General features: G+C 71.9%; 19 protein-coding genes and 1 pseudogene. 4 read left to right on the plus strand and 16 right to left on the minus strand.

Features of this window, described 5'->3' with window-relative positions; all coding sequences use genetic code 11:
* The 11 genes and pseudogenes from ACSNOH_RS03430 to ACSNOH_RS03480 all read right to left on the minus strand — a co-directional run.
* Positions 1-561: pseudogene (locus ACSNOH_RS03430) on the minus strand (hypothetical protein); the annotation flags it as partial.
* An 84-nt stretch (positions 562-645) separates the two neighbouring features.
* Complete coding sequence (locus ACSNOH_RS03435) at positions 646-954, minus strand: hypothetical protein (protein ID WP_436719662.1); 309 nt, start codon at positions 952-954, stop codon at positions 646-648.
* Positions 954-1,205 (minus strand): hypothetical protein, encoded by a 252-nt coding sequence (locus ACSNOH_RS03440; RefSeq protein ID WP_436719663.1) that lies wholly within the window; start codon positions 1,203-1,205, stop codon positions 954-956. Before ACSNOH_RS03440 ends, ACSNOH_RS03435 begins: the two co-directional genes overlap by 1 nt.
* Positions 1,206-1,228: 23 nt before the next feature.
* The gene (locus tag ACSNOH_RS03445; RefSeq protein ID WP_436719664.1) at positions 1,229-1,591 is read right to left on the minus strand and encodes an RRQRL motif-containing zinc-binding protein; all 363 of its coding nucleotides are present in this window, start codon (positions 1,589-1,591) and stop codon (positions 1,229-1,231) included.
* A 5-nt stretch (positions 1,592-1,596) separates the two neighbouring features.
* Positions 1,597-1,836, minus strand: coding sequence for a hypothetical protein (locus tag ACSNOH_RS03450; RefSeq protein WP_436719665.1), 240 nt, complete (start codon positions 1,834-1,836; stop codon positions 1,597-1,599).
* Positions 1,833-2,843 carry a DUF2637 domain-containing protein gene (locus ACSNOH_RS03455; RefSeq protein ID WP_436719666.1) on the minus strand — a complete coding sequence of 337 codons (1,011 nt, stop codon included), beginning with the start codon at positions 2,841-2,843 and terminating at the stop codon, positions 1,833-1,835. The genes ACSNOH_RS03450 and ACSNOH_RS03455 overlap by 4 nt, the downstream gene beginning before the upstream one ends.
* The gene (locus ACSNOH_RS03460; protein ID WP_436719667.1) at positions 2,840-3,178 is read right to left on the minus strand and encodes a hypothetical protein; all 339 of its coding nucleotides are present in this window, start codon (positions 3,176-3,178) and stop codon (positions 2,840-2,842) included. The genes ACSNOH_RS03455 and ACSNOH_RS03460 overlap by 4 nt, the downstream gene beginning before the upstream one ends.
* Positions 3,175-3,384, minus strand: coding sequence for a hypothetical protein (locus ACSNOH_RS03465; protein ID WP_436719668.1), 210 nt, complete (start codon positions 3,382-3,384; stop codon positions 3,175-3,177). Before ACSNOH_RS03465 ends, ACSNOH_RS03460 begins: the two co-directional genes overlap by 4 nt.
* A 29-nt stretch (positions 3,385-3,413) precedes the next feature.
* The gene (locus ACSNOH_RS03470) at positions 3,414-4,121 is read right to left on the minus strand and encodes a hypothetical protein (RefSeq protein WP_436719669.1); all 708 of its coding nucleotides are present in this window, start codon (positions 4,119-4,121) and stop codon (positions 3,414-3,416) included.
* Positions 4,118-4,777: a GGDEF domain-containing protein gene (locus ACSNOH_RS03475; RefSeq protein ID WP_436719670.1), complete on the minus strand. Its 660-nt coding sequence runs from the start codon at positions 4,775-4,777 to the stop codon at positions 4,118-4,120. Before ACSNOH_RS03475 ends, ACSNOH_RS03470 begins: the two co-directional genes overlap by 4 nt.
* The gene (locus tag ACSNOH_RS03480; protein ID WP_436719671.1) at positions 4,777-5,046 is read right to left on the minus strand and encodes a DUF6284 family protein; all 270 of its coding nucleotides are present in this window, start codon (positions 5,044-5,046) and stop codon (positions 4,777-4,779) included. The genes ACSNOH_RS03475 and ACSNOH_RS03480 overlap by 1 nt, the downstream gene beginning before the upstream one ends.
* A gap of 784 nt (positions 5,047-5,830) precedes the next feature.
* Here ACSNOH_RS03480 and ACSNOH_RS03485 point away from each other — a divergent pair.
* From ACSNOH_RS03485 to ACSNOH_RS03500, 4 genes are all read left to right on the plus strand, one after another.
* Positions 5,831-6,196, plus strand: coding sequence for a GntR family transcriptional regulator (locus ACSNOH_RS03485; protein WP_436719672.1), 366 nt, complete (start codon positions 5,831-5,833; stop codon positions 6,194-6,196).
* Between the two features lie 245 nt (positions 6,197-6,441).
* Positions 6,442-7,857 carry a helix-turn-helix domain-containing protein gene (locus ACSNOH_RS03490; protein ID WP_436719673.1) on the plus strand — a complete coding sequence of 472 codons (1,416 nt, stop codon included), beginning with the start codon at positions 6,442-6,444 and terminating at the stop codon, positions 7,855-7,857.
* 40 nt (positions 7,858-7,897) lie between these two features.
* Complete coding sequence (locus tag ACSNOH_RS03495; protein ID WP_436719674.1) at positions 7,898-8,581, plus strand: RibD family protein; 684 nt, start codon at positions 7,898-7,900, stop codon at positions 8,579-8,581.
* On the plus strand, positions 8,578-9,042 hold the full coding sequence (locus ACSNOH_RS03500) for a deaminase (RefSeq protein ID WP_436719675.1): 465 nt from the start codon (positions 8,578-8,580) through the stop codon (positions 9,040-9,042). Before ACSNOH_RS03495 ends, ACSNOH_RS03500 begins: the two co-directional genes overlap by 4 nt.
* A gap of 349 nt (positions 9,043-9,391) precedes the next feature.
* Here ACSNOH_RS03500 and ACSNOH_RS03505 read toward each other — a convergent pair whose 3' ends face one another.
* The 5 genes from ACSNOH_RS03505 to ACSNOH_RS03525 all read right to left on the minus strand — a co-directional run bounded on the left by ACSNOH_RS03505 (position 9,392) and on the right by ACSNOH_RS03525 (position 21,376).
* Positions 9,392-11,149 (minus strand): alpha/beta hydrolase, encoded by a 1,758-nt coding sequence (locus ACSNOH_RS03505; RefSeq protein ID WP_436719676.1) that lies wholly within the window; start codon positions 11,147-11,149, stop codon positions 9,392-9,394.
* 297 nt (positions 11,150-11,446) lie between these two features.
* The gene (locus tag ACSNOH_RS03510) at positions 11,447-12,661 is read right to left on the minus strand and encodes a DNA polymerase III subunit delta' (RefSeq protein ID WP_436719677.1); all 1,215 of its coding nucleotides are present in this window, start codon (positions 12,659-12,661) and stop codon (positions 11,447-11,449) included.
* 286 nt (positions 12,662-12,947) lie between these two features.
* Positions 12,948-16,277 (minus strand): dTMP kinase, encoded by a 3,330-nt coding sequence (gene tmk, locus ACSNOH_RS03515; protein WP_436719678.1) that lies wholly within the window; start codon positions 16,275-16,277, stop codon positions 12,948-12,950.
* A 166-nt stretch (positions 16,278-16,443) separates the two neighbouring features.
* Entirely contained in the window at positions 16,444-19,308 is a 2,865-nt protein-coding gene (gene topA, locus ACSNOH_RS03520; protein WP_436719679.1) for a type I DNA topoisomerase, read from the minus strand.
* A gap of 541 nt (positions 19,309-19,849) precedes the next feature.
* Entirely contained in the window at positions 19,850-21,376 is a 1,527-nt protein-coding gene (locus ACSNOH_RS03525) for a DUF7059 domain-containing protein (protein ID WP_436719680.1), read from the minus strand.
* Positions 21,377-21,384: the final 8 nt, after the last annotated feature.

The following is a 21,384-nucleotide window of genomic DNA, read 5'->3' on the forward strand; positions in this document are numbered from 1 at the left end:
GGACGGACCGCGGCCAGCGCCGCCGCCCCTGCTGCCCGAGCCGCTACTTCCCCTGCCTGCACCAGCAGTCCGGGGGCCGAAGTGCCCGCCGCCTCCGCTTCCTCCGCTCCTGCGGGGAGTGGCGCCGGACAGGAGACCGTTCCTGCCGGCCCCCCGGCGATCCGATCGGCCCCTGCCCCAGCCGAGACCGGAGGACCGGTGGTGCCCGCCCAGGTCCCAGCGGCCGTTCTTGCGGCGGCGCCGGGCGGCCACCGCGGCGGTGGTCACCGCACCCGCGGTCACCACGCCGGCCGCGGCGACCAGGACGACCGGACCCGCCGCCGCGTACAGGCCGCTGCCGGAGACCGCCAGCGCCTCACTGCCGGCCACCGCGAACGGCAGCACGGGCACCGGGCTCTGCCGCGGCGCCCGCTCCCGCCCCTTCTTGTCTTTGCCGTCTTCGGTATCGGAGGAGGTGACCGTCAGCTCGATCGGCAGCGTGGGGGCCGTGCCGCCCACCTCGTCAAGGGTCCGTTCCGTCTGGCCGGGGGGCTTCTCCCCCGCAGCGATCTTTTCCGCCATGCTGGTGACGCTCCTTCGTCAGTGGGAGCAGGCGCCCCCGGCCAGGCCCTGAGAAAGCGGGCCGGGGGCGCCGTACAGATGCGGTCACACGGACCGCGGGAGACGGTGGTCAGGGTGCGCGGACGCGGCCTCCTGCCAGCGCCGGTGCTCCGCCGCGTCCACCCCGGTCGTGCGAATCCGGAAGGTGCAGCCCGGCGCCGTGCACCGGTGCGTGGTGGCACTGCACACCTCGGCGAGATGGAGCACAGTGGACGCGATGGTCCCGGCCACCGGCAGCACGCACACGGCCATGAGGTCCCACGGCAGCCCGTACGGGCGGAGCCGGGACCAGACCACCGCGGCCGCGACGGCTCCCAACCCCAAGGCGATGACCACCCGTATGCGCCGGGCCATCACTGGCCCGAGTCCGTGGTGAGGGTGTTGGGCTCCAGGGCGAAGTACAGGACGACGAGCGGCGACCTGTACTCCTCGGTGAGCTGGGACAGCAGGTGGCCGAAGCACGCGGCGCGGGTGAAACCGACGGGCACGTTGAGGATCCCGTCACGGGTGGCGAAGTGGCCGCTGCGGGTCTGCACGGTGGTGATGTAGTGGTACGCGGTCATGCCCTGCGTACCGGTGATCGGTTGTGCGGTCGAGCTGGACACAATTCCTCCATTCAGGAAAGGGGTCAGGCGGCGCGCTGTTCGGGGTAGGCGCAGGTCACGCACTCCCTGAGGGATGTGGGGATGCAGTAGCCGGCGTCCTGGTGGCAGGTGGGGCAGGTGCGGCGAGCGAGCATCGCCGCCGCCAGTGCCGCGGCCCGGCCCGGGGTCATGGGCCGTACGGGCAGGGCGCGGTCGACGTGGTAGAGGTAGGCGACCCGCACGCCCCGGCGCCGGCTGCGCCACATGATCTGCGCGGCGATGGGCTGCCCGCCCGGGCGCAGGCCGCGGGCGCGGAGCTGACGGCGGGTGGCGTACCCGTCCGGGGCCAGGCGCCACGGGTACGTGGGGATGCCGTATCTGGCCCCGGTCGGGTCGTAGAAGTGCATGACCGTCAGCGCAGGTTGTGGTAGGCGGCCCGGCACTCGTTGGCGTGGCCGTTGGCCTTGTTGCGGGTGAAGGTGAGGTAGTCCCTCTCGGGCGCCTTCGACGCGGATCCGCAGCCGTGGCAGACCCAGCAGGTGGACTTGTCGTACTGGCTGCCGGTGACGTCGACCGCGGCGCCGACGAGGTTGTGCAGGCGGATCAGCAGATCGACCGGTTCCACGGGCGTGGTGTGCGGGGAGAGCTTCACGAGGCTGCTCCTTGGAGGACCTTGGGCGTCGGGTTGGGGGTGTCGCGCAGTTCCTGGTAGCGGGAGCTGACCCAGCCGGTGGACCAGCCGGTCAGCTCCGCCGCAGCGCGCACCGGCAGGCTGGCGTCGAACGCCGCGCGGACGGTCGCGCGAGCGCGGTCCTCCGGCAGCTTCTCGACGGCCGGGCCGACGGACAGCAGGGCGGCCCGTTCACGCTCAGCTCGCTCGACGCGGGCCTGGCGTTCACGGCGCTCTTGCTCAGCACGCTGACGGGCGTCGCGTTCGCGGGCCTCGGCAGCCTCGCGTTCACGCTGTTCACGCTCGCGCTGCTGCTGTTCACGCTCGCGTTCACGGCGCTCCGCCTCGGCCCGCTCCTGCCGCTCCCGGGCCTCGGCTCGCTCCTGTTCCTCGCGCCGTACTCGCTCCTGCCGTTCAGCCTCTTCCCGGGCAAGCCGGGCCTCGTGTTCACGTTGTTCACGAGCCAGGCGGGCCTGATGTTCACGAGCCTCCCAGGCCCGCTGCGCAGCCTCTTCCTGACGGTTGGCGGCAGCCTGCTCGCGCGCCTCACGCTCGGAGCGTTCCTTGGCCTTCAGGGCCGCCACGGCAGCAGCGATGGCGCGCCGGTAGGCCAATCCGGTCTCCGCGGTGACGATGAGCAGGAGCGGTGCCACCGCGTGAACAGCCACCCCGACCGCGTCGCGGTGCAGGGCGGAGTCGCCGACGTTCAGGGCGAGCGTCATGGCCCCGGTCATCCACCGCAGGGCGACCGGCCAGCGCCCGCCGTGCCCGCCGAGGCGGGCCAGGACGGAATCGAGACGAACGACGATCACCACCGCGGCATCGACCACCAGCGGCAGGATCGGTGCCGTCCACACCCACGCCCTGGGCGTGTGGGCCGCCATCAGCGGCGTGACCGTCAAGACCGAGTAGAGCATGGACCCGCCGACGATCACCCACATGCCCACCGACAGCCCGCGTTCAGCTGAACGCACCTGAACACCGTTCACGGCGCCGCCCCCTGCCGTGAACGCAGGGACACGGAGGCGGAGATCTTGGCGTAGCCGACCAGCTCAACCCGGGCCCCTGCGTAGTCGCTCACCACCCGCAGGACGCGCGTGGAGCCGGCGGACTGCTCGTGGTAGCTCACCGCCTCGGGGGCGATCCCCAGGGCCTCGCGCCATGCCTCGAACCCGGCGAGATCATCGTGGAAGGACAGCTCCAGCACGTCCGGGTAGACGGTGGACACCGAGACAGACGGTGCCGGCAGATGGGCGAAGTCCACGCCGAACAGCCGCAAGAGCACCAGCGGCGCCCGCAGGTCGCCCATGGTCAGCGTGCTCATGCTTCCCCCTTCCCCACCGCAAGGGGACCGGCCAGGGCCTCCACGGCGGCGAGCGCGGCGTCGTCCACGACGGCCGGGCGGGTGAAGTCGTCGCGCACCAGGTGCGGGTCGAGCTCCAGGAACTGGTGACGCTGCTCCGCCATCCTCCCGGCCTGGTAGCGGCGCGGGTGCAGGCGGCGGTAGAGACGGTGACGCAGGGCGCTCATCGTGCACCTCCAGAAGGGAGTCGTGGCCGTCATGCCGCCTCCCGCGCAGTGCCCGTCCCGCGCGCCGCAGCGATGGCCTCCAGGTACCCGTCCTCGACGCCCGTCGGCCGCGCGGGCGCGTCGTCGCATGTGATGGCGATGTGCGTCAGGCGGGCGGATCGGGCGGCCTGACGGCCGGTGAGGTGACCACGCTGGTCAAGTGCTGCGGCCAGCGACAGGACCCGGTCCCACAGGTGATCCAGGGCCGCGTCGGCTGCGGCCGTCACGGTCGCGTAGTCGATGGCACCGGCCGAGGCGCACCCGTAGGACAGCGTCATCCCACAGTGCGCCCGCAGCACATCCGCTACGCATTGCCGATCACTCTCGGCCGTGCGTTCGGCGACCCAGGCACGCTCAGGGGTCCACAGGCCCTCTTCGCGCAGCCGCCGGTCCTCGGCTCGCTCCCCGGCAGCGCACATCGTGATGGAGCGCTGCCACGGGACGTCCCAGTACCGGCCCCACTGCACCCACGCGGCCGGGCCCTCGCCCACCATGCCCAGGTCCTCCCGGACGCAGATCGCCGCGACCGGGATCCCGAAAGCGAACCCGAGCACCGCGTGACCGGCCTCGTGGACCGCGATGCTCCGGCGCAGAGCGGCACCATGCAGGCCCGCGATGTCGTAGAGCGTGGCGCCTGCGGTGCTCGGGGGCTCGGGGTGCCGGGTGATGTGGTCGTCCGCGTTGGTGTACCAGCTCACCGCGCACCCCCCGGCAGCACTGTGGTCCCCGGGCGGCCGGTCCGCCGACCGTTCGTGGTCGTCATCTCCGGGATGGGGCCGTCGGCGATCCGCCATCCGCCGCCGTCCCGCTTCGCCGCGTACATGGCCTCATCCGCCCTGCGCAGCGCGGTTCCGAGGTCGATGCGCGGCAGGGTGGTGTGGGTGTACGCGCCGATCGACGCCCCCACGGGAAGCGTCGTCTCCCGGAAGGGCACCGGCTCACGCAGCGCGGCTTCCAGGGCCCGCAGGTGGCCCGGGAGGTAGGCGATGGACTCGGTGAAGGCGGTAGCGGCGAATTCGTCCCCGCCCAGCCGGGCGGCAGTGCCGTCCAGGTCCGCTGCCCACCGCCGCAACCGCCCCGCCACGGCGACCAGCACCGCATCGCCGGCCGCATGCCCGTGGGTGTCGTTGACGGCCTTGAACCCGTCCAGGTCCAGCAGCACCACAGCCACCTGCTCCAGACGGCGCAGGTCACGGCGGGCGAAGTGCGTGAACAGCTCACGGGCCGGCAGGCCGGTCAGCGCGTCCATCCGCGCCCGCGTCAGCCGCTGGCGCATCCACAGCGTGTGCGCGGACCAACCCGCGATGAGCGGGCCCGCCGTCGCACCGGCCGACAGCACGTCGAAGGTGTCCATCAGGCCGCCTCCGATCCGCCCGCGGCCCGGTTGGCCAGCAGGCGGCGCGCGGCCAGCACCCGGCGGAACGCCCGGCGCAGCCGCTGCACGTCCACACCCGACAGCGGGCGGTCGAGCACCGCGATCTGGGCGTCCAGCAGCTCGACCTCCGCCAGGATCAGCGGCATCTCCTGCTCGATGGCGTCCAGCTCGGCGTCCGTCGGCTCCATGACCGGCGGCAGTAAACCCGATCCCACCGCGTGGGCGGGATCGGGGATGATGTGCGTCATGGGGTCGTGCTCCCTTCATCAGGAACGGCCCTCGCGGTCCCGGTGTGTCCGCACCGGGACCGCGCCTTGGGTGAAACCGGATCTTCGGCTCCCTTCCACCCCGCCCCTCCGGGCACCGCGAGGAGCGCGGGCCGGACGGGCGGAGGAGGCAACCGCCGCAGCGCCTGGCTGCGGTCCCGGTAGCGATCACCGGCCGGACCCGTGCTCGGGGCGGCCGGTGGTGGGTGACGCGAAGGACGTCCTGCCGGACCGGTCCAGCCCGGCAGGCGTCTCGGGTCTTCGTCGGTACACGCTTCCCTCCCAGTCGAGGAGCGGTAGGGGCTTCGCTGCTCAGCCGCGGCAACGGCCGACCAGCCCCGAGCCCGGGAAGTCGGTGCGTCATCGTCACTGCTCTGACGCCAGCAGGGCAGCGCGGATCAGGTGGCAATCAAGGGGTTGACCCCCACGACTGTTCTCCAGAGCTGATACGCGGACAGGACAGGGTCACCTGCCACAAAGTGGCTGCCAGCGGCCGTCACCCGGGCCGTTGCGGGGACGGGGACTTTCGCCCCCGTCAAGCTCATCGCTCTGTTGAGTTCTCAATGAACTGACGCTTCCTTCGTACTGACCCCTGCGGGCTTTCCTCCGGGCGTTCGTGCAGGTCGAGTCGCTCATCGACGGGCGTCCACTCCGTGCGGGGACGACCCGCCAACGAGACTGTTCTAGCACGGCTGCTACAAGCAGTACAAGAGGTTGTGTTGCTCGTGCCGGTTGGATCAGTAAGGGGTTGGCTAGCATCTTGGGTATGACGCCTACCGCCGACGACGCACGCCGGGTGCACCAACAGATCGCGGATGAACTGCGCGCCGACATCGTCGCGAGGAGGCTGAAGCCAGGGGAGCGACTGCCAGCAGTCCGGCAAATCGCCATGCGCTTCCAGGTTGCCCCGGGGACGGCGACCAAGGCTCTTCAGACCCTTGCCGCCCGGGGCCTAGTCCGGGCCGACTCGACGCGTGGCTACTACGTGACCGACGAGCCCGAACGCACGAAGCCACAGGTCAAACGCAGTCCGGAGTTCACGGCCATCATGAGAGAGATCGAGCTCCTGCGTGAGCACCTGGCTCGCCTGGACGACCGGCTGCAGCAGTTGGAGGCAGAGCAGCCGAAGTGAGGCGCCGCCCCACACGGTCGAGCCGTCTCTCCAGCTCATGTGCGTGCTGCGACAGCTGACGCAGGGCCGTGATCAGTTCACGTTGCTCACCTGCCGTCAATCCCACGCTCACCCCTCCTCGCCCATCCGGCACCGATAGGTTGGATTTCGCTCTGTGCCGTTTGTAGCGAGACCGCGGTCCTGGCCACCAGGCACGCGATGTGGCTGCCAGTTAGCAGCCACATGGGCCACATCGAGGAGGAGGCATGGGACAACGTCCAGCCGAGCTGACGCCGTACGCGAGCCCGCAGCATTACCTTGGCGCCGAGATGCGCTCACGACGCACTGCGCGCGGCTTGTCCCTCGCCAAGCTGCAGGCCCTCATCAGGTACGACTACAGCTACATGGCCCGAGCAGAGCGGGGGCGACAAGCAGCTTCAGCAGCCCTGGTTCAGGCGTACGACCAGGCGTTGAACGCCGGCGGCACGTTAGTCCGGCTTCATAGGGAGATTCAGAGCGGGACCGATATAGCCGCTTTGTCCCGTGGTCATGTGGCTAAAGCTGGTCCTCATGTGGCCAACAGCCAAATCCCTCTGGTCGAAGGTTCGGACGCGCAGGCACTGTCGGATGCAGAGGGGATCGCCGTCCCCTGCCGCACTTCCGACGGAAGGATCATCTTCGTGTCCGTACCTCGCAGGGTATTCCTCGGCGGCATCGGTGCCGCAGCCGTGGGCCTCGCGGGTGCTCCCACGGCCCAGGCCAGCCCGTCGCTACCCCGAACGGCCCTTCCCGACCGCAACCCCGTCGAGCACCTTCAAGCCATCCGGCGCACGCTCATCGACTCAGACAACCTGTTCGGACCACGTGCGCTCATCCCCAGGGTGCAGGAGCAGATCAACGCCATTACCGCACTACGCGAAGGGAAGCGGGGGGCCGACCGACGTCAGCTCCTACAAGTGCAGACCCAATTCGCGGAGCTGTGCGGCTGGTTCCATCAGGACGCCGGCGACCATCGAGCGGCCCAGTACTGGACGGACCGAGCACTCCAGTGGTCGCACATTGCCGGAGACCGGGATCTGACCGTCTACATCCTGGCCCGCAAGAGTCAGCTCGCCGGGGACATGCGAGATCCCGTGGAAGCCGTCGACGTGGCAGAAGCGGCAGAGGACACAGCACGGCCTCACACCCGCCTTGCAGCCGTGGCTGCAACGTACGCGGCTCATGGGCATGCGCTCCGCGGAGACGAAGCAGAATGCATGCGCGCGTACGACCACGCACGAGACCTCCTCCACGCGGCAGAATCCGACCCCGAGTCCACTTGGGGAGTGTGGCTGGACGATGCCTACATCGATGTCCAGCGCGCACGGAGCCTGTCAGCCCTCGGGAATCACGAAGCAGCCGCGGCAGGCTTTCGGACCGCGATCCGCGCTCTCCCCGCGGGATACCACCGTGACCACGGCGTCTATCTTGCCCGCGAAGCTTCAGCGCACGCCGGCAGCCGCGATGCGGAGCAAGCTGCCAGTGTCGGGCTCCAGGCTCTTTCCATCGGAGTGGAAACGGGTTCAGCCCGCATCTTGACCGAGTTGGCACAGCTCGATACCAACCTGCAGCAGTGGCGGACAGTCCCGTCCGTCCGAGAGTTCCACGAGTCCCTCAACGCTGCCGTGCTGCACGAAGCATGACGTCAACCTTCACTCGTTACCCCACACCCAGGGAGAACCCTTGCCCCGCCCCCACGTACTTCTGAGCGTTGCGACCTCGGTCGACGGCTACATTGACGACACGAGTCCGGACCGACTCCTGCTGAGCAATGCCGACGACTTCGACCGTGTTGACCAAGTCCGCGCCGAATCTGATGCGATTCTCATTGGCGCTGGAACCATCCGCGCCGACAACCCGCGGCTCTTGGTCAACAGTGATGCACGTCGCGCCGACCGCATAGCCCGAGGCCTCCCCGAGTACCCACTGAAGGTCACCATTTCGGGAAGTGGCGACCTGGACCCTGAAGCCAAGTTCTGGCACCACGGTGGGGCGAAGGTCGCCTACACCACGGCCGCGGGGGTCGAGAAGCTCCGAGCGCGGCTCGACGGTTTGGCCGATGTCGTCTCGCTGGGTGATGACATCGACTTCGGAAAGCTCCTCGACGACTTGGGCAAGCGAGGGGTAGCCCGGCTCATGGTGGAGGGGGGCGGCAGCATCCACACGGCTTTCCTATCGCAGGGACTGGTCGATGAAATCCACCTCGCCATTGCCCCACTGGTCGTCGGCGATGCCAACGCTCCCAAGTTCCTGCACCCGGCGTCCTACCCTGGTGGATCCAGTCGCCGCATGACTCTGGCCGAGGTGCGCGCCATCGGAGACGTCGTGCTTCTCCGGTACCTCCCCAAGCAGGAGAGCAATAAGTGAGCAGCAACAACACCACCGCGACCGACCACGCATGGATGGTCAAGGCCATTGAGCTGTCTCGCAATTGCCCGCCGGCCGACGGCGCCTTTTCGGTGGGGGCCATCATCGTCGGCGAAGACGGGGATGAGATCTCGCACGGCTATTCGCGGGAGACCGACCCCCACGTCCACGCGGAGGAGTCCGCGCTGGCCAAGCTGTCCGAGGACGACCCGCGGCTGCCCACTGCCACGCTGTACAGCACCCTCGAACCCTGTTCTCAGCGCCGCTCACGCACACTGACCTGCACCCAGCTCGTACTCCGGTCCAGGATCCGCCGTGTCGTCATCGCCTGGAGTGAACCTTCGCTCTTCGTCGCTGACTGCGTCGGCATAGAGACCTTGAGGGAACACGGCGTTACCGTGCTCGAACTTCCCGATCTGGAGCGAGAGGCCCGCGCAGTGAACGCCCACCTGCTGGGTTGATTTCAAGACCCTCACTCGGCACCGACGGCCTGGGCGGCATGAGCGCCCAGCCCGTCTCCGTACCTCCGGATCCTGTCGGGCGTGCGACAAGCGCCGAGCAGCGGAGTCTCATTTCTAGTCTCAGTTGCTGCTCGTTCCGCCGGTGTCCGCCATCGTCCGCTGTCGTCCAAGACGTGCCCTGACCAGCGTTAGTCCGTGCTTCATGGACACCCACGAACGTCCACGGAACAAGATCGGACAACTCGTAATGCGTAGGTCGCGGGTTCAAATCCCGCAGGCGGCTCCGACAAGGCCCAGGTCAGACACTGTCTGACCTGGGCCTTTTGGGTTTGCAGTCTCATTGCCGGTCTCAGCTGGAGCAGCGCTGGCCGGCCGGGGGCGGCGTCGAGGTGAGCAGGTAGGTGTTGACGGCGTTGTCGATGCAGGCGCTGCCACGGGTGTAGGCGGTGTGGCCGTCGCCCTCGTAGGTGAGGAGGCGGCCCGAGGAGAGCTGCGAGGCCAGGGAGCGGGCCCAGCCGTACGGGGTGGCGGGGTCGCGGGTGGTGCCGACGACGAGGATGGGCGCGGCGCCCGCGGCCGGGATGCGGTGCGGGGCGCCGGTGGCCGGAACGGACCAGTATCCGCAGGCCAGGGTCGCCCAGGCGAGGGCGGTGCCGAAGACCGGCGACGCCTTCCGGAAGGCGGGGATCGCGTCCCGGACCTCGGTCGGGGAGCGGAAGGCCGGGGGGAGGTCCAGGCAGTTCACGGCCGCGTTGGCGTACATGAGGTTCTGGTAGGCGCCGCGGCTGTCGCGCTCGTAGTAGGCGTCGGACAGCTTCAGCAGCGGCCCGCCGTCCCCGTCGAAGGCCGCCTTCAGGGCGTTGCGCAGCAGGCCCCACGCCGCCTCGTCGTACATGGCGGAGATCACACCCGTGGTCGCGAGGCTCTCGGTGAGCTTGCGGGGCTTGCCGGTGGCGAGCGGGGCCGCGTCCGTCTTCTCGAAGAATTCGGAGAGGCGGTCGCCGGCCCGGTCGGGGGACGGGCCGAGCGGGCAGTCCTTGCGCCGGGCGCAGTCCTCCGCGAAGGAGACGAAGGCCGTCTGGAAGCCCGCCGTCTGGTCGCGGTTGACCTGCTCCGCGCCGAGGGCCGGGTCGAGGGCCCCGTCGAGGACGAGACGGCCGACGCGGGAGGGGAACAGCCCGGCGTAGGTGGCGCCGAGGAACGTGCCGTACGAGGCGCCCACGTACGTCAGCTTGTCGTCGTCCAGGGCCGCGCGCAGGACGTCCATGTCACGGGCCGCCTCGATGGTGGAGACGTGGCCCAGGAGCTTGCCGGAGCGGGAGGCGCAGCCGTCTGCGAACTTCGTGTACGCGGCGACGAGTTCCGCGGTCTCGGCGGCGTCGTCGGGGGTCTGGTCGACCTGCGTGTAGCTGTCCATCTCGGTGTCGGAGAGACAGGTGACCGGTTCGCTGCCGGCGACGCCGCGGGGGTCCATGGCGACCATGTCGTAGTGGGCGCGGACGACGGCGGGATAGCCCAGGCCCGCGTGGTGCTGGAGGTAGCCGACCGCGGAGCCGCCCGGGCCGCCCGGGTTGACCATGAGCGAGCCGAGGCGCTTGGCGTGGCCTGAGCCGGTGGCCTTCTTGCGGGAGACGGCGAGCTTCAAGTCGTCCGCGGCGCGGGGGTGGTCGTAGTCCAGCGGGGCCTTGAGGGTGGCGCACTCGAAGCCGCTGGTGCCGCAGGGGTGCCAGGTGAGTTTCTGGCCGTAGTAGCGGCGCAGGGCCGGAGGGAGGGCTGTGGGGAGGGGCGCGAGGGTGCGGGCGCCGTCGGGGGCTTCGTTGCCCCTGCCTCCGGGGTGGCCGAGGCCTGTCATGCGGCCCAGGCCTCCCATCTGGCTGAGGCCTCCTGTGTGGCCGAGGCTCCCTGTGTGGCCGAGGCCTTTCATGGGGGCGATGCTCCCGAAGGCGCCGCCGCTCTCGTAGCCGGAGGAACCGCTGTCCCTGCCGTCGTACGCTCTGGCCGCCGCCGTCGCCCGCGGCGCGGTGTTCCCGAGCGCGCATCCCGAGATCAGCAACGCCGCCGTAGCGACGGCGGCGCCGGAGGTACGGAGCAGGCGGCTGGAGTCCATCGGCTGGTCCCTCTGCGTGAAGGCTGGAGCTGCGCGGATGCGGTGCAGGGAGGTGCAGGGCGGTGCAGGGCAGCAAGAAGTCGGGCATTACGCAGCGTTACGAGATCCGCTGTGCCCCGACGGAGCGTATCGACACCCGTGTGGACCGCCGCCAGTCGCCGGGCCAAGGAGGCCTCATATGAGTGAGAGTGCGTAACCGGACATGCGCTCGCCTTTCGCGCTTGCGCCCGTAATGGCGTGCCGGCTTTGCCGTCGTGCTGCCGGCGTGCTGCCGGCGTGCTGCCGTCGTGCTGCTGGTCAGCCGGCGCGCAGCGCCATCGTCATCGCCTCGACCGCCAGCAGCGGCGCCACGTTCCGGTCCAGGGCGCGGCGGCAGTCGATGATCGCCTCGATGCGGCGCAGCGTCCGCTCCGGGCCCGACGCCGCGGCGACGCGCTCCAGGGCGTCCCGCGCGTCGGCGTTGGCGATCTCGACGCGCGAGCCGAGCTGCAGCGCCAGGACGTCGCGGTAGAAGCCGGTCAGGTCGACCAGGGCCAGGTCGAGGCTGTCGCGCTGAGTACGGGTGCTGCGGCGCTTCTGGCGGTCCTGGAGCTCCTTCATGGCGCCCGCCGTGCCGCGCGGCAGGCGGCTGCCCGTACCGGCCGCGGCGCCGAGCGCGGCCCGCAGCTCCTCGGTCTCCTTGGCATCGACCTCCTCGGCGACCTGCTTGGCGTCCTCGGCGGCGGCGTCGATGAGCTCCTGGGCCGCCTTCAGGCAGCCGCCCACGTCGTCCACGCGCAACGGCAGCTTGAGCACGGCCGCGCGGCGCGCGCGGGCCCGCTCGTCGGTCGCCAGGCGGAGCGCGCGGTCGATGTGGCCCTGTGTGGCACTGGCCACGCGGGCCGCCAACTCCGGCTCGATGCCGTCACGGCGGGCGAGGAGGTCGGCCACGGCGGCCACCGGCGGCGTGCGCAGGGTGAGCAGGCGGCAGCGGGAGCGGATGGTGGGCAGGACGTCTTCCAAGGACGGCGCGCACAGGAGCCAGACCGTACGGGGCGCGGGCTCCTCGACGGCCTTCAGCAGGACGTTGCCCGCGCCCTCGGTCAGCCGGTCCGCGTCCTCCAGGACGATCACCTGCCAGCGGCCTCCGGCCGGGGAGAGCTGGGCGCGGCGGACCAGGTCACGGGTCTCCTTGACGCCGATGGACAGCTGGTCGGTGCGGACGACCTCGACGTCGGCGTGCGTACCCACGAGCGCGGTGTGACAGCCCTCGCAGAAACCGCAGCCGGGACCGCTGACGGCCCGGTCGGAGCTCACGCACTGCAGGGCGGCGGCGAAAGCGCGGGCGGCGGTGGCCCGGCCGGAGCCGGGGGGGCCGGTGAAGAGCCAGGCGTGCGTCATCGACCCGCCGCTCGGGGGCGCCTCGCCGGGGGCGGATGCCGCGCCGGTGACGAATGCGTCCGCATCCCGCGCGGCCGCGGAGAGCTGCTCCGTCACCCGGTCCTGACCGACCAGGTCGTCCCACACCGCCATGACTGCCTCCGCGTCCCTCACCCTGCGGCTACCCATTGTGGGCCACAGCACTGACACCCGACGCCACGCGGGAGGGGGCCGGGGTCCGACCGACCTCGCCGGCAGCAGAACGGCACCTCGGCACCTGATCACCGCTGCGGCGGCGAGTCCGCCTGCCGGCCGGCACATGCCGCCGCCGACCGAACGGAGCGGAGAGGCCACGCCTCTCCGTCCCGCCGCCGCGGCGGTCAGCCACGGCGGCGCAGTCCGGCGGTGCCGGGCCCACGCCCGCCCGGAAGGCCCCGTCTCAGCGGGCGCGGCCGCCGCGGCCGCCCCGTTCGTCCTCGTCGTCATCGCCGCGGCCGGCAGGGCGCGGGCCGAGGATTTCGTCCGCCAGGGTCGGGCGGTCGTCCTCAGCGGTCTCCGCCCAGCCGGGGCGGCGGCGGCCCTTCTCGGTGGCGCCCCGCGCGTCCTCCTCCACCCGCGGCATCTCACGCGTCCGCTCCGCGTCCGCGCCCGTACCCGAATCCGTACCCGTGTCCGCCGGCTCCTCCGGCCGGAACAGCCAGTCGGGCACCCGGTCCGCCGGGCCCTCGGAGCGCACCGGAGGCAGGACCTCCGTCACCGCGGTGTCGTCATCCGCAGCCGGCGCAGCCGAAGGCTTCGGCAAGACGGCCGTCTCCTCGGCCTCCCGGGACGGCGCAGGCGCAGGCGCCTCCGGCTCGGGCTCCACGCCCCACGTCACCCGCTGCGGCGCAGCCGGAGGCGACGCGGCCCACACCGGCGGCAGCACCTCCGTGTCGTCCGAGGCCCGCGTGCCGACGCCGTCCCCGGTGGTGACGTCCACGTTCCGCGGATCCGGCCGGTGGACGGACGGCGACTGCACCATCTGCGTCTCGTCCGAGCTCCCCGCGGGCTCCGCAGCCGCAGGCTCTACAGCCGCGAGCTCCGCAGTCGCAGCCTCCGCAGCCGCAGGCCCCTCCGCCCGCTGCTCCTTGCGCAGCGAAGGCCGCTCAACGGTCGGCGCCTCCGAAGCGGCAGCCGACGCCGAGGCGGCAGCCGACGCCGCGGCCTCCGCCGCCACCCGCGCCTGCTCCGCCTTCAGCAGCGCCTCCTCGGCCTTGCGCTGCTTCTCCAGGCGCCGTTCCTCCGCCTCGGCCCGCAGCCGGGCCTCTTCTTCGGCCTGCTTGCGGAGCCGCTCCTGCTCGGCGGCGCGCGTGCGCTCCTCCGCCTTGCGGCGCTTGCGCTCCTCCTCCGCCTGCCGGCGGGCCTCCTCGGCGCGCTGCCGGGCCTCCTCGGCGAGGCGCGCCTCCTCGCGGATGCGGGCCTCCTCGGCCTCGCGCCGCTTGCGCGCCTCCTCCTCGGCCCGCAGCTTGGCGAGCTGCTCCTGGCGCTCGCGCTCCAGCCGCTCCTCCTCCGCCTTGCGCGCGGCCTCTTCCTCGGCCTTGCGGCGGGCCTCCTCCTCGGCGGCCTTGCGGGCCTGCTCGCGGGCCTCGATCTCGGCCGCGGAGAGCGGCAGGACCTGGTCGAGGCGGTGCCGTACGACGGTGGTGATGTCCTCGGGCGCCTGCCCGGCGTCCACGACGAGGTAGCGGGAGGGGTCGGCCGCGGCCAGGGTGAGGAACCCGGTCCGCACGCGGTCGTGGAACTCCATGGGCTCGGATTCGAGCCGGTCCGGCGCCTCGGTGAAACGTTCTCGCGCGGTCTCCGGCGAGACGTCGAGGAGCACGGTCAGGTGGGGGACGAGCCCGCCCGTGGCCCAGCGGTTGATGCGGGCGATCTCGGTCGGCGAGAGGTCGCGTCCGGCGCCCTGGTAGGCGACGGAGGAGTCGATGTAGCGGTCGGAGATGACGACGGCGCCGCGCGCGAGGGCGGGCTGGACGACGGAGTCGACGTGCTCGGCGCGGTCGGCCGCGTAGAGCAGCGCCTCCGCGCGGTCGGACAGCCCTGCCGAGGAGACGTCCAGCAGGATCGCGCGCAGCCGCTGCCCGATCGGCGTGGCGCCGGGCTCGCGGGTGACCACGACCTCGTGGCCCTTGGAGCGGATCCACTCGGCGATCGCCCGCACCTGCGTGGACTTGCCGGCGCCGTCACCACCCTCGAAGGCGATGAAGAAGCCGGTGGCGGCGGGCGCCTGCTCGGGGTCGCCGCCGCGCAGCACGTCCATCAGGTCGCGCCGGAACGGCACGCCGTGGCGGTCGTCGGTCTTGCCGAGGACGATGGCGCCCACGGGCAGCAGCAGCGCGCCGACGAGCATGAGCGTGAAGGCGGCGCCGCCGTGCGCGAAGACGAAGCCGCCGCGCTCCAGCCGGTGCGGCCCGATGCCCGCGGCGAGCAGCGGCGCGGCGACCGCGCCCAGGGCCGCGGTGACGCGGACGACGGCGTGCAGGTGGTCGGTCGTGCGGGGCCGGCGGGCCTCCTCGGTCTCCTGGTCCAGGAGGGAGTGCCCGGTGTTGGCGGCGATGCCCGCGCAGACACCGGCGAGCAGCACGAGCAGGAGCACCGTCGTGGGGTCGGGCACGAGGCCGGCGGCCAGCAGCGCGAGGCCGGTCAGCGCGATGGACAGCGCGAGCAGCCGGCGCCGGGAGAAGCCGGGGAGCACCTTGACGGCGCTGCGGATGCCGATGACGGGCCCGCCGCTGAGCGCGAGCACGAGCAGTCCGAAGGCCACCGGCCCGCCACCGAGGTCGACGGCCTGGAGGGCGGCGACGCCGACGGCCGCGGCGATCGCCCCGGCGACGGCGGCGCAGGCCAGGACGAGCACCGGGATGGCGCCCGTGCGGCCCGTGTCCGGGCCCTGGGCGCCGCGGGGGCGGCGCAGACCCTCCAGCGGGGAGCGCACGCGCGGCGACTTCGCGCCGGGCAGCTCCAGGAACCACAGGACGCCGGCCGAGCAGGCGAACAGCGCGGCCGCGAGGAACGAACCGAGGGCCGCCTGGTGCTGGTGGAACCAGTCGATGCCGGAGCCGAGCAGATTGCCGATCAGCGTGACGGCGAGGAGCGCGGCCGCGGCGAAGGGCAGCGACACGAAACTCGTCCGCAGCGAGAGGCGCCGCAGCGCGTCGTAGTGATCGGGCAGCGGCCGTACGGCGGAGCCCTCGACGGCGGGCGCGGGAAGGAGGGCGGGGGCGGCGCTGTCCTTGACGACGGTCCACACCCGCTCGGCGACACCGGCCACGAAGGCCGAGATCAGCAGGAAGGAGAGCGCGCGGTCGCCCGTCCAGCCGAGCCACAGGGGCGCGACGACGAGCAGCCCGGCACGGACGCCGTCCGCACCGATCATGGTCCACCGGCGGTCGAGGGGACCGGCCGGGGCGATGAGCGAGGAGAGCGGGCCGAGCAGGACCGCGCCGAAGAGCAGGGTGGCCAGCAGCCGGGCCCCGACGACCGCGGCGACGGCGAGCGCCGCGCCCCGGTAGCCACCGCCGAAGGAGCCCTCGGCAACGGCGGCCTGCAGCGCCAGCAGCAGGAGCACGAGGAGGGCGAGGGAGTCTCCGACACCACCGGCGAACTGGGCGTTCCACAGCCGCCGCAGCGGGGGGAAACGCAGCAGGGACCGGATGGCACGCTCGCGGGAGTCCGCGGCTAGGGCGCCGGAGGTGGAGGTCACCACGGTTGGCTGCTCGGCTCGCGTCATCCTGCCAGCCTATCCGGCTGTGCAGGGCTTACGCGCTTTCACCCGAACGTACGCCCGAACGAATGGATGCCCCACGGGGGCTGACGGATCCGGCCGCGCCGCCCCCGGCAGGAGCCGGGGGCGGCAGCCGGATCACTCAGGCAGCCGGATCACTCAAGCGGCCGGATCACTCGGCGGCGGCCTCGGCGCCCGCGGCCACCTTCTTCGCCGTCGTCTTCTTGGCCGTGGCCGTCTTCTTGGCGGCCGCGGTCTTCTTCGCGGTCGTCGTCTTCTTCGCCGCGGTCTTCTTGGCAGCCGTCTTCTTGGCGGCGGTCTTCTTCGCCGGCGCCTTCTTCGCGGCGGCCTTCTTGGCGGTCTTCTTCGCCGGGCCCTTGGCGCGCTTCTCCGCCAGGAGCTCGTAGCCGCGCTCCGGCGTGATCGTCTCGACGTCGTCGTCACGGCGCAGCGTCGCGTTGGTCTCGCCGTCCGTCACGTACGGGCCGAAGCGGCCGTCCTTGACCACGACGGGGCGCTCGCTGACCGGGTCGGTGCCCAGCTCCTTCAGCGGCGGCTTGGCCGCGGCGCGCCCGCGCTGCTTGGGCTGGGCGTAGATCGCGAGGGCCTCGTCCAGCGTGATCGTGAAGAGCTGCTCCTCGGTCTCCAGGGAGCGCGAGTCGGTGCCCTTCTTCAGATAGGGGCCGTAGCGGCCGTTCTGCGCGGTGATCTCGACGCCCTCGGCGTCCTTGCCGACGACGCGCGGCAGCTCCATGAGCTTGAGGGCGTCCTCCAGCGTGACCGTGTCGAGGGACATGGACTTGAAGAGCGAGGCCGTGCGCGGCTTGACCGCGTTCTTGCCGGTCTTCGGGGTGCCCTCGGGGAGGATCTCCGTCACGTAGGGGCCGTAGCGGCCGTCCTTGGCGACGATCTGGTGACCGGTGCCCGGGTCGGTGCCCAGCTCGAAGTCGCCGCTCGGCTTGGCGAGCAGTTCCTCGGCGTACTCGACGGTCAGCTCGTCGGGCGCGAGGTCACCGGGCACGTCCGCCCGCTGGTGGCCCTCGGAGTCCTTCTCGCCCCGCTCGACGTACGGGCCGTAGCGGCCGACGCGCAGCACGATGCCTTCGCCGACGGGGAAGGAGGACACCTCGCGGGCGTCGATCGCGCCCAGGTCGGTGACGAGCTCCTTGAGGCCGCCGAGGTGGTCGCCGTCGCCGTTGCCGGCCTCGGCGGCGCCGCCCGCGGCACCCTCGGTGCCCTCGCCGAAGTAGAAGCGGCGCAGCCACGGCACGGCCTGGGCCTCGCCGCGGGCGATGCGGTCGAGGTCCTCCTCCATGGAGGCGGTGAAGTCGTAGTCGACGAGCCGGCCGAAGTGCTTCTCCAGCAGGTTGACGACGGCGAAGCTCAGGAAGGACGGGACGAGCGCCGTGCCCTTCTTGAAGACGTAGCCGCGGTCGAGGATGGTGCCGATGATCGACGCGTACGTCGACGGGCGGCCGATCTCCCGCTCCTCCAGCTCCTTGACCAGGGAGGCCTCGGTGTAGCGGGCGGGGGGCTTGGTGGCGTGGCCGTCGGCGGTGATCTCCCGGGCGGCCAGCGGGTCGCCCTCGGTGACCTGCGGCAGGCGGCGCTCGCGGTCGTCGAGCTCGGCGTTCGGGTCGTCCGCGCCCTCCACGTAGGCCTTCATGAAGCCGTGGAAGGTGATGGTCTTGCCGGAGGCGCTGAACTCGGCGTCCCGGCCGTCGCTCGCCCGGCCGCCGATCTTCACGGTGACGGAGTTGCCGGTCGCGTCCTTCATCTGGGAGGCGACGGTCCGCTTCCAGATCAGCTCGTAGAGCCGGAACTGGTCGCCGGTCAGGCCCGTCTCGGCGGGCGTGCGGAAACGATCACCCGAAGGGCGGATCGCCTCGTGCGCCTCCTGGGCGTTCTTGACCTTGCCGGCGTACGTGCGGGGCTTCTCGGGCAGGTAGTCGGCGCCGTAGAGCTGGGTGACCTGCGTACGGGCCGCGTTGACCGCCGTGTCCGACAGCGTCGTGGAGTCCGTACGCATATAGGTGATGAAGCCGTTCTCGTACAGCTTCTGGGCCACCTGCATGGTGGCCTTCGCGCCGAAGCCGAGCTTGCGCGAGGCCTCCTGCTGCAGCGTGGTGGTGCGGAAGGGGGCGTACGGCGAGCGGCGGTACGGCTTGGACTCGACCGAGCGCACCGAGAACGTCGTGTCCGCCAGGGCGGCGGCCAGCGCGCGGGCGCCGGCCTCGTCCAGGTGGAGCACCTGGGCGGCGTCCTTCAGCCGGCCGTTCGACCCGAAGTCGCGGCCCTGGGCGACGCGCTTGCCGTCGACCGAGGCCAGGCGGGCGGCGAGGGTCGAGGGGTCGCTGTTGTCGCCGGGGCGGCCGGTGTCGAAGACACCCGTGAGGTCCCAGTACTCGGCGGAGCGGAAGGCGATGCGCTCGCGCTCCCGCTCGACGACGAGACGGGTGGCCACGGACTGCACCCGGCCGGCCGACAGCCGCGGCATGACCTTCTTCCACAGGACCGGCGAGACCTCGTAGCCGTAGAGGCGGTCGAGGATGCGGCGGGTCTCCTGGGCGTCGACGAGCTTCTTGTTCAGCTCGCGCGGGCTGGCGACGGCGGCCTGGATCGCGTCCTTGGTGATCTCGTGGAAGACCATCCGGCGGACCGGGACCTTGGGCTTGAGGACCTCCTGCAGGTGCCAGGCGATGGCCTCGCCCTCGCGGTCCTCATCGGTGGCGAGGAAGAGCTCGTCGGACTCGGCCAGCAGCTCCTTGAGCTTCTTGACCTGGTCCTTCTTGTCGTGGTTCACGACGTAGATCGGCTGGAAGTCCTTCTCGACGTTGACGCCGAGGCGGGCCCAGGACTCGCCCTTGTACTTCGCCGGGACCTCGGCGGCCCCGTTCGGCAGGTCACGGATGTGCCCGACGCTCGCCTCGACGACGTATCCGGGGCCGAGGTAGCCCTTGATCGTCTTCGCCTTGGCAGGCGACTCGACGATGACGAGTCGGCGGCCGCCCTTTGCGGTCTCGCTGGTCGGGGACAACTTCGCTCTTCTTCCGGTCGGCACTCGGTGTGGGCGCTGCGGTGACGCTGCGGAGTGTGACGGTACATCCCGCCCCCGTGTCAAACGGAAAAAGTCCGCAACGCCACTCGAACGGTAACCCGATGTACGTTCTAACCAGCACGGTATCCAACATCACACTCTTAGGGTCGTAATGAAGGCTACGTCCACTCCGCCCCGGGCGCCGCGCTTCACGGGACGCGGGCTGCCCTGGCCAAGGGTCTGACAGCGGAGGAGCGGACGGCGGGCCGCGCGCCGCGGGGGCGCGGGCTTGGACCCGAAAGAGTCACCGGAGCCCCGGACGATCCTTGACATGGCCCTGCCCTCAGCTGAGGTGCCCGGAACGCCCGGCACACAAGCGTCCGGGCGGAAGGCACACAGCAGGTTGTCCTGAAAACGATGTCCGGAATTGCGGCGCGCAAACACGGGCGGGCGCGGAGGCCCCGGGGGCGGGCGCGGAGGCCCCGGGGGAAGGCACCCGCGCCGTAGGCCCCGCCACCCCCCGCAGGCGTCCCGTAGGCCCCTACTCCCCCGCAGGCGTCAGGAAGCCCTGCTCGACGAGCATGCGGATCGCCTCCGGCGTCCGGTCGCGCAGGAGCACCGGGTCCTCGCCGACCAGCTGGGCGATCGCATCGAGGATCCGGCCGGCGGTGAGGGAGCCGTCGCAGACGCCCGCGAAGCCCGCGCCGACGGTGTCCACCTTGGTGGCCCGCCGCATGCCGCGGTTCTGGCGCAGCACCACGTGCTCGGGGTCCTCCGCACCCGGCAGGCCGACCTGCTCCTGCACAACCTCGTCGGCGAGGACGAAGCGGGAGGCGAGCAGCGCGGCGTCGTCGTGCGTGCGCAGGAAGTCCTGCCGCTCGAAGTGGGCGCGGACGGTGGGGCCGAGCGGCTGCTCGACGGGGTGCGGCCACTCCTCGGCCACGACGGAGGGCCGGTCGGAGCCCGACTTGCGCAGCGTGATCCAGCCAAATCCGATGCCCTTGGTCCGGCGGGCCTCGAACTCGTCCAGCCATGCGTCGTAGCGGGCGGCGTACTCGGCCGGGCCGGCGCGGTGGTCGCCCGCGTCGCGCAGCCACAGCTCGGCGTACTGGGCGACGTCCTGCACCTCGCGCTGGACGATCCAGGCGTCGCAGCCGCGCGGCACCCAGGACGACAGCCGCTCGCGCCAGTCCTCGCCCTCGACGTGCTGCCAGTTGGCGAGGAGCTGGCAGTGGCCGCCGTCGTTCAGCCGGTCGGCCGACTGCTGGACGAGGGTGCGGCACAGGTCGTCGCCGCCCATGCCGCCGTCGCGGTAGGTCAGGCGGGCGCCGGGCGAGATGACGAACGGCGGGTTGGAGACGATCAGGTCGAAGGTGTCGTCCGCGACCGGCTCGAAGAGCGAGCCCTCGCGCAGGTCGGCCTCGGCCACGCCGGACAGCTCCAGCGTGAGCCGCGCGATGTGCAGGGCGCGCGGGTTGAGGTCGGTGGCGGTGACGCGCGTGGCGTGCTGGGTGGCGTGCAGGGCCTGGATGCCGGAGCCCGTACCCAGGTCGAGGACGCTCGCGACGGGCGTGCGGACGGTGATGCCCGCGAGGGTGGTCGAGGCGCCGCCCACGCCGAGGACGAGCTGCGCGCGGTCGACCCCGGAGGGGCCGGTCCCGCCCCCGGCGATGCCGCCGGCGCCGCCGACCGCGCAGCCCAGGTCGGAGACGATCCACCAGTCCTGCCCGTCGGGGCCGCCGTAGGGGCGCACGTCCACGGTGGCGCGGACGGCGTCCCCGTCGCGGACGAGCCAGCCGCCGGCGAGGCACTCGTCGACGGGCAGCGCCGCCGCGGCCCGCGCGTACGGGGCCGGCATCTGCAGCAGGAAGAGGCGGACCAGCGTCTCCAGCGGGCCGTCGCCGCGGGTGGCGCGCAGGGCCGGGACGGTCTCGCTGCGCGCGAGGGCGGCGTAGGCGGGGGCGCCCAGCAGGTCGAGGAGGCCGTCGGCGGTGAAGGCGGCGGCGAGCAGGGCGTCGCGCAGCCGGGAGCTGCGCGCGCGGTCGGCGGCGGGAAGGAGCGTACTCACGGGACCAT

The organism is Streptomyces sp. URMC 127 (genome assembly GCF_051386535.1).
GTDB lineage: Bacteria > Actinomycetota > Actinomycetes > Streptomycetales > Streptomycetaceae > Streptomyces.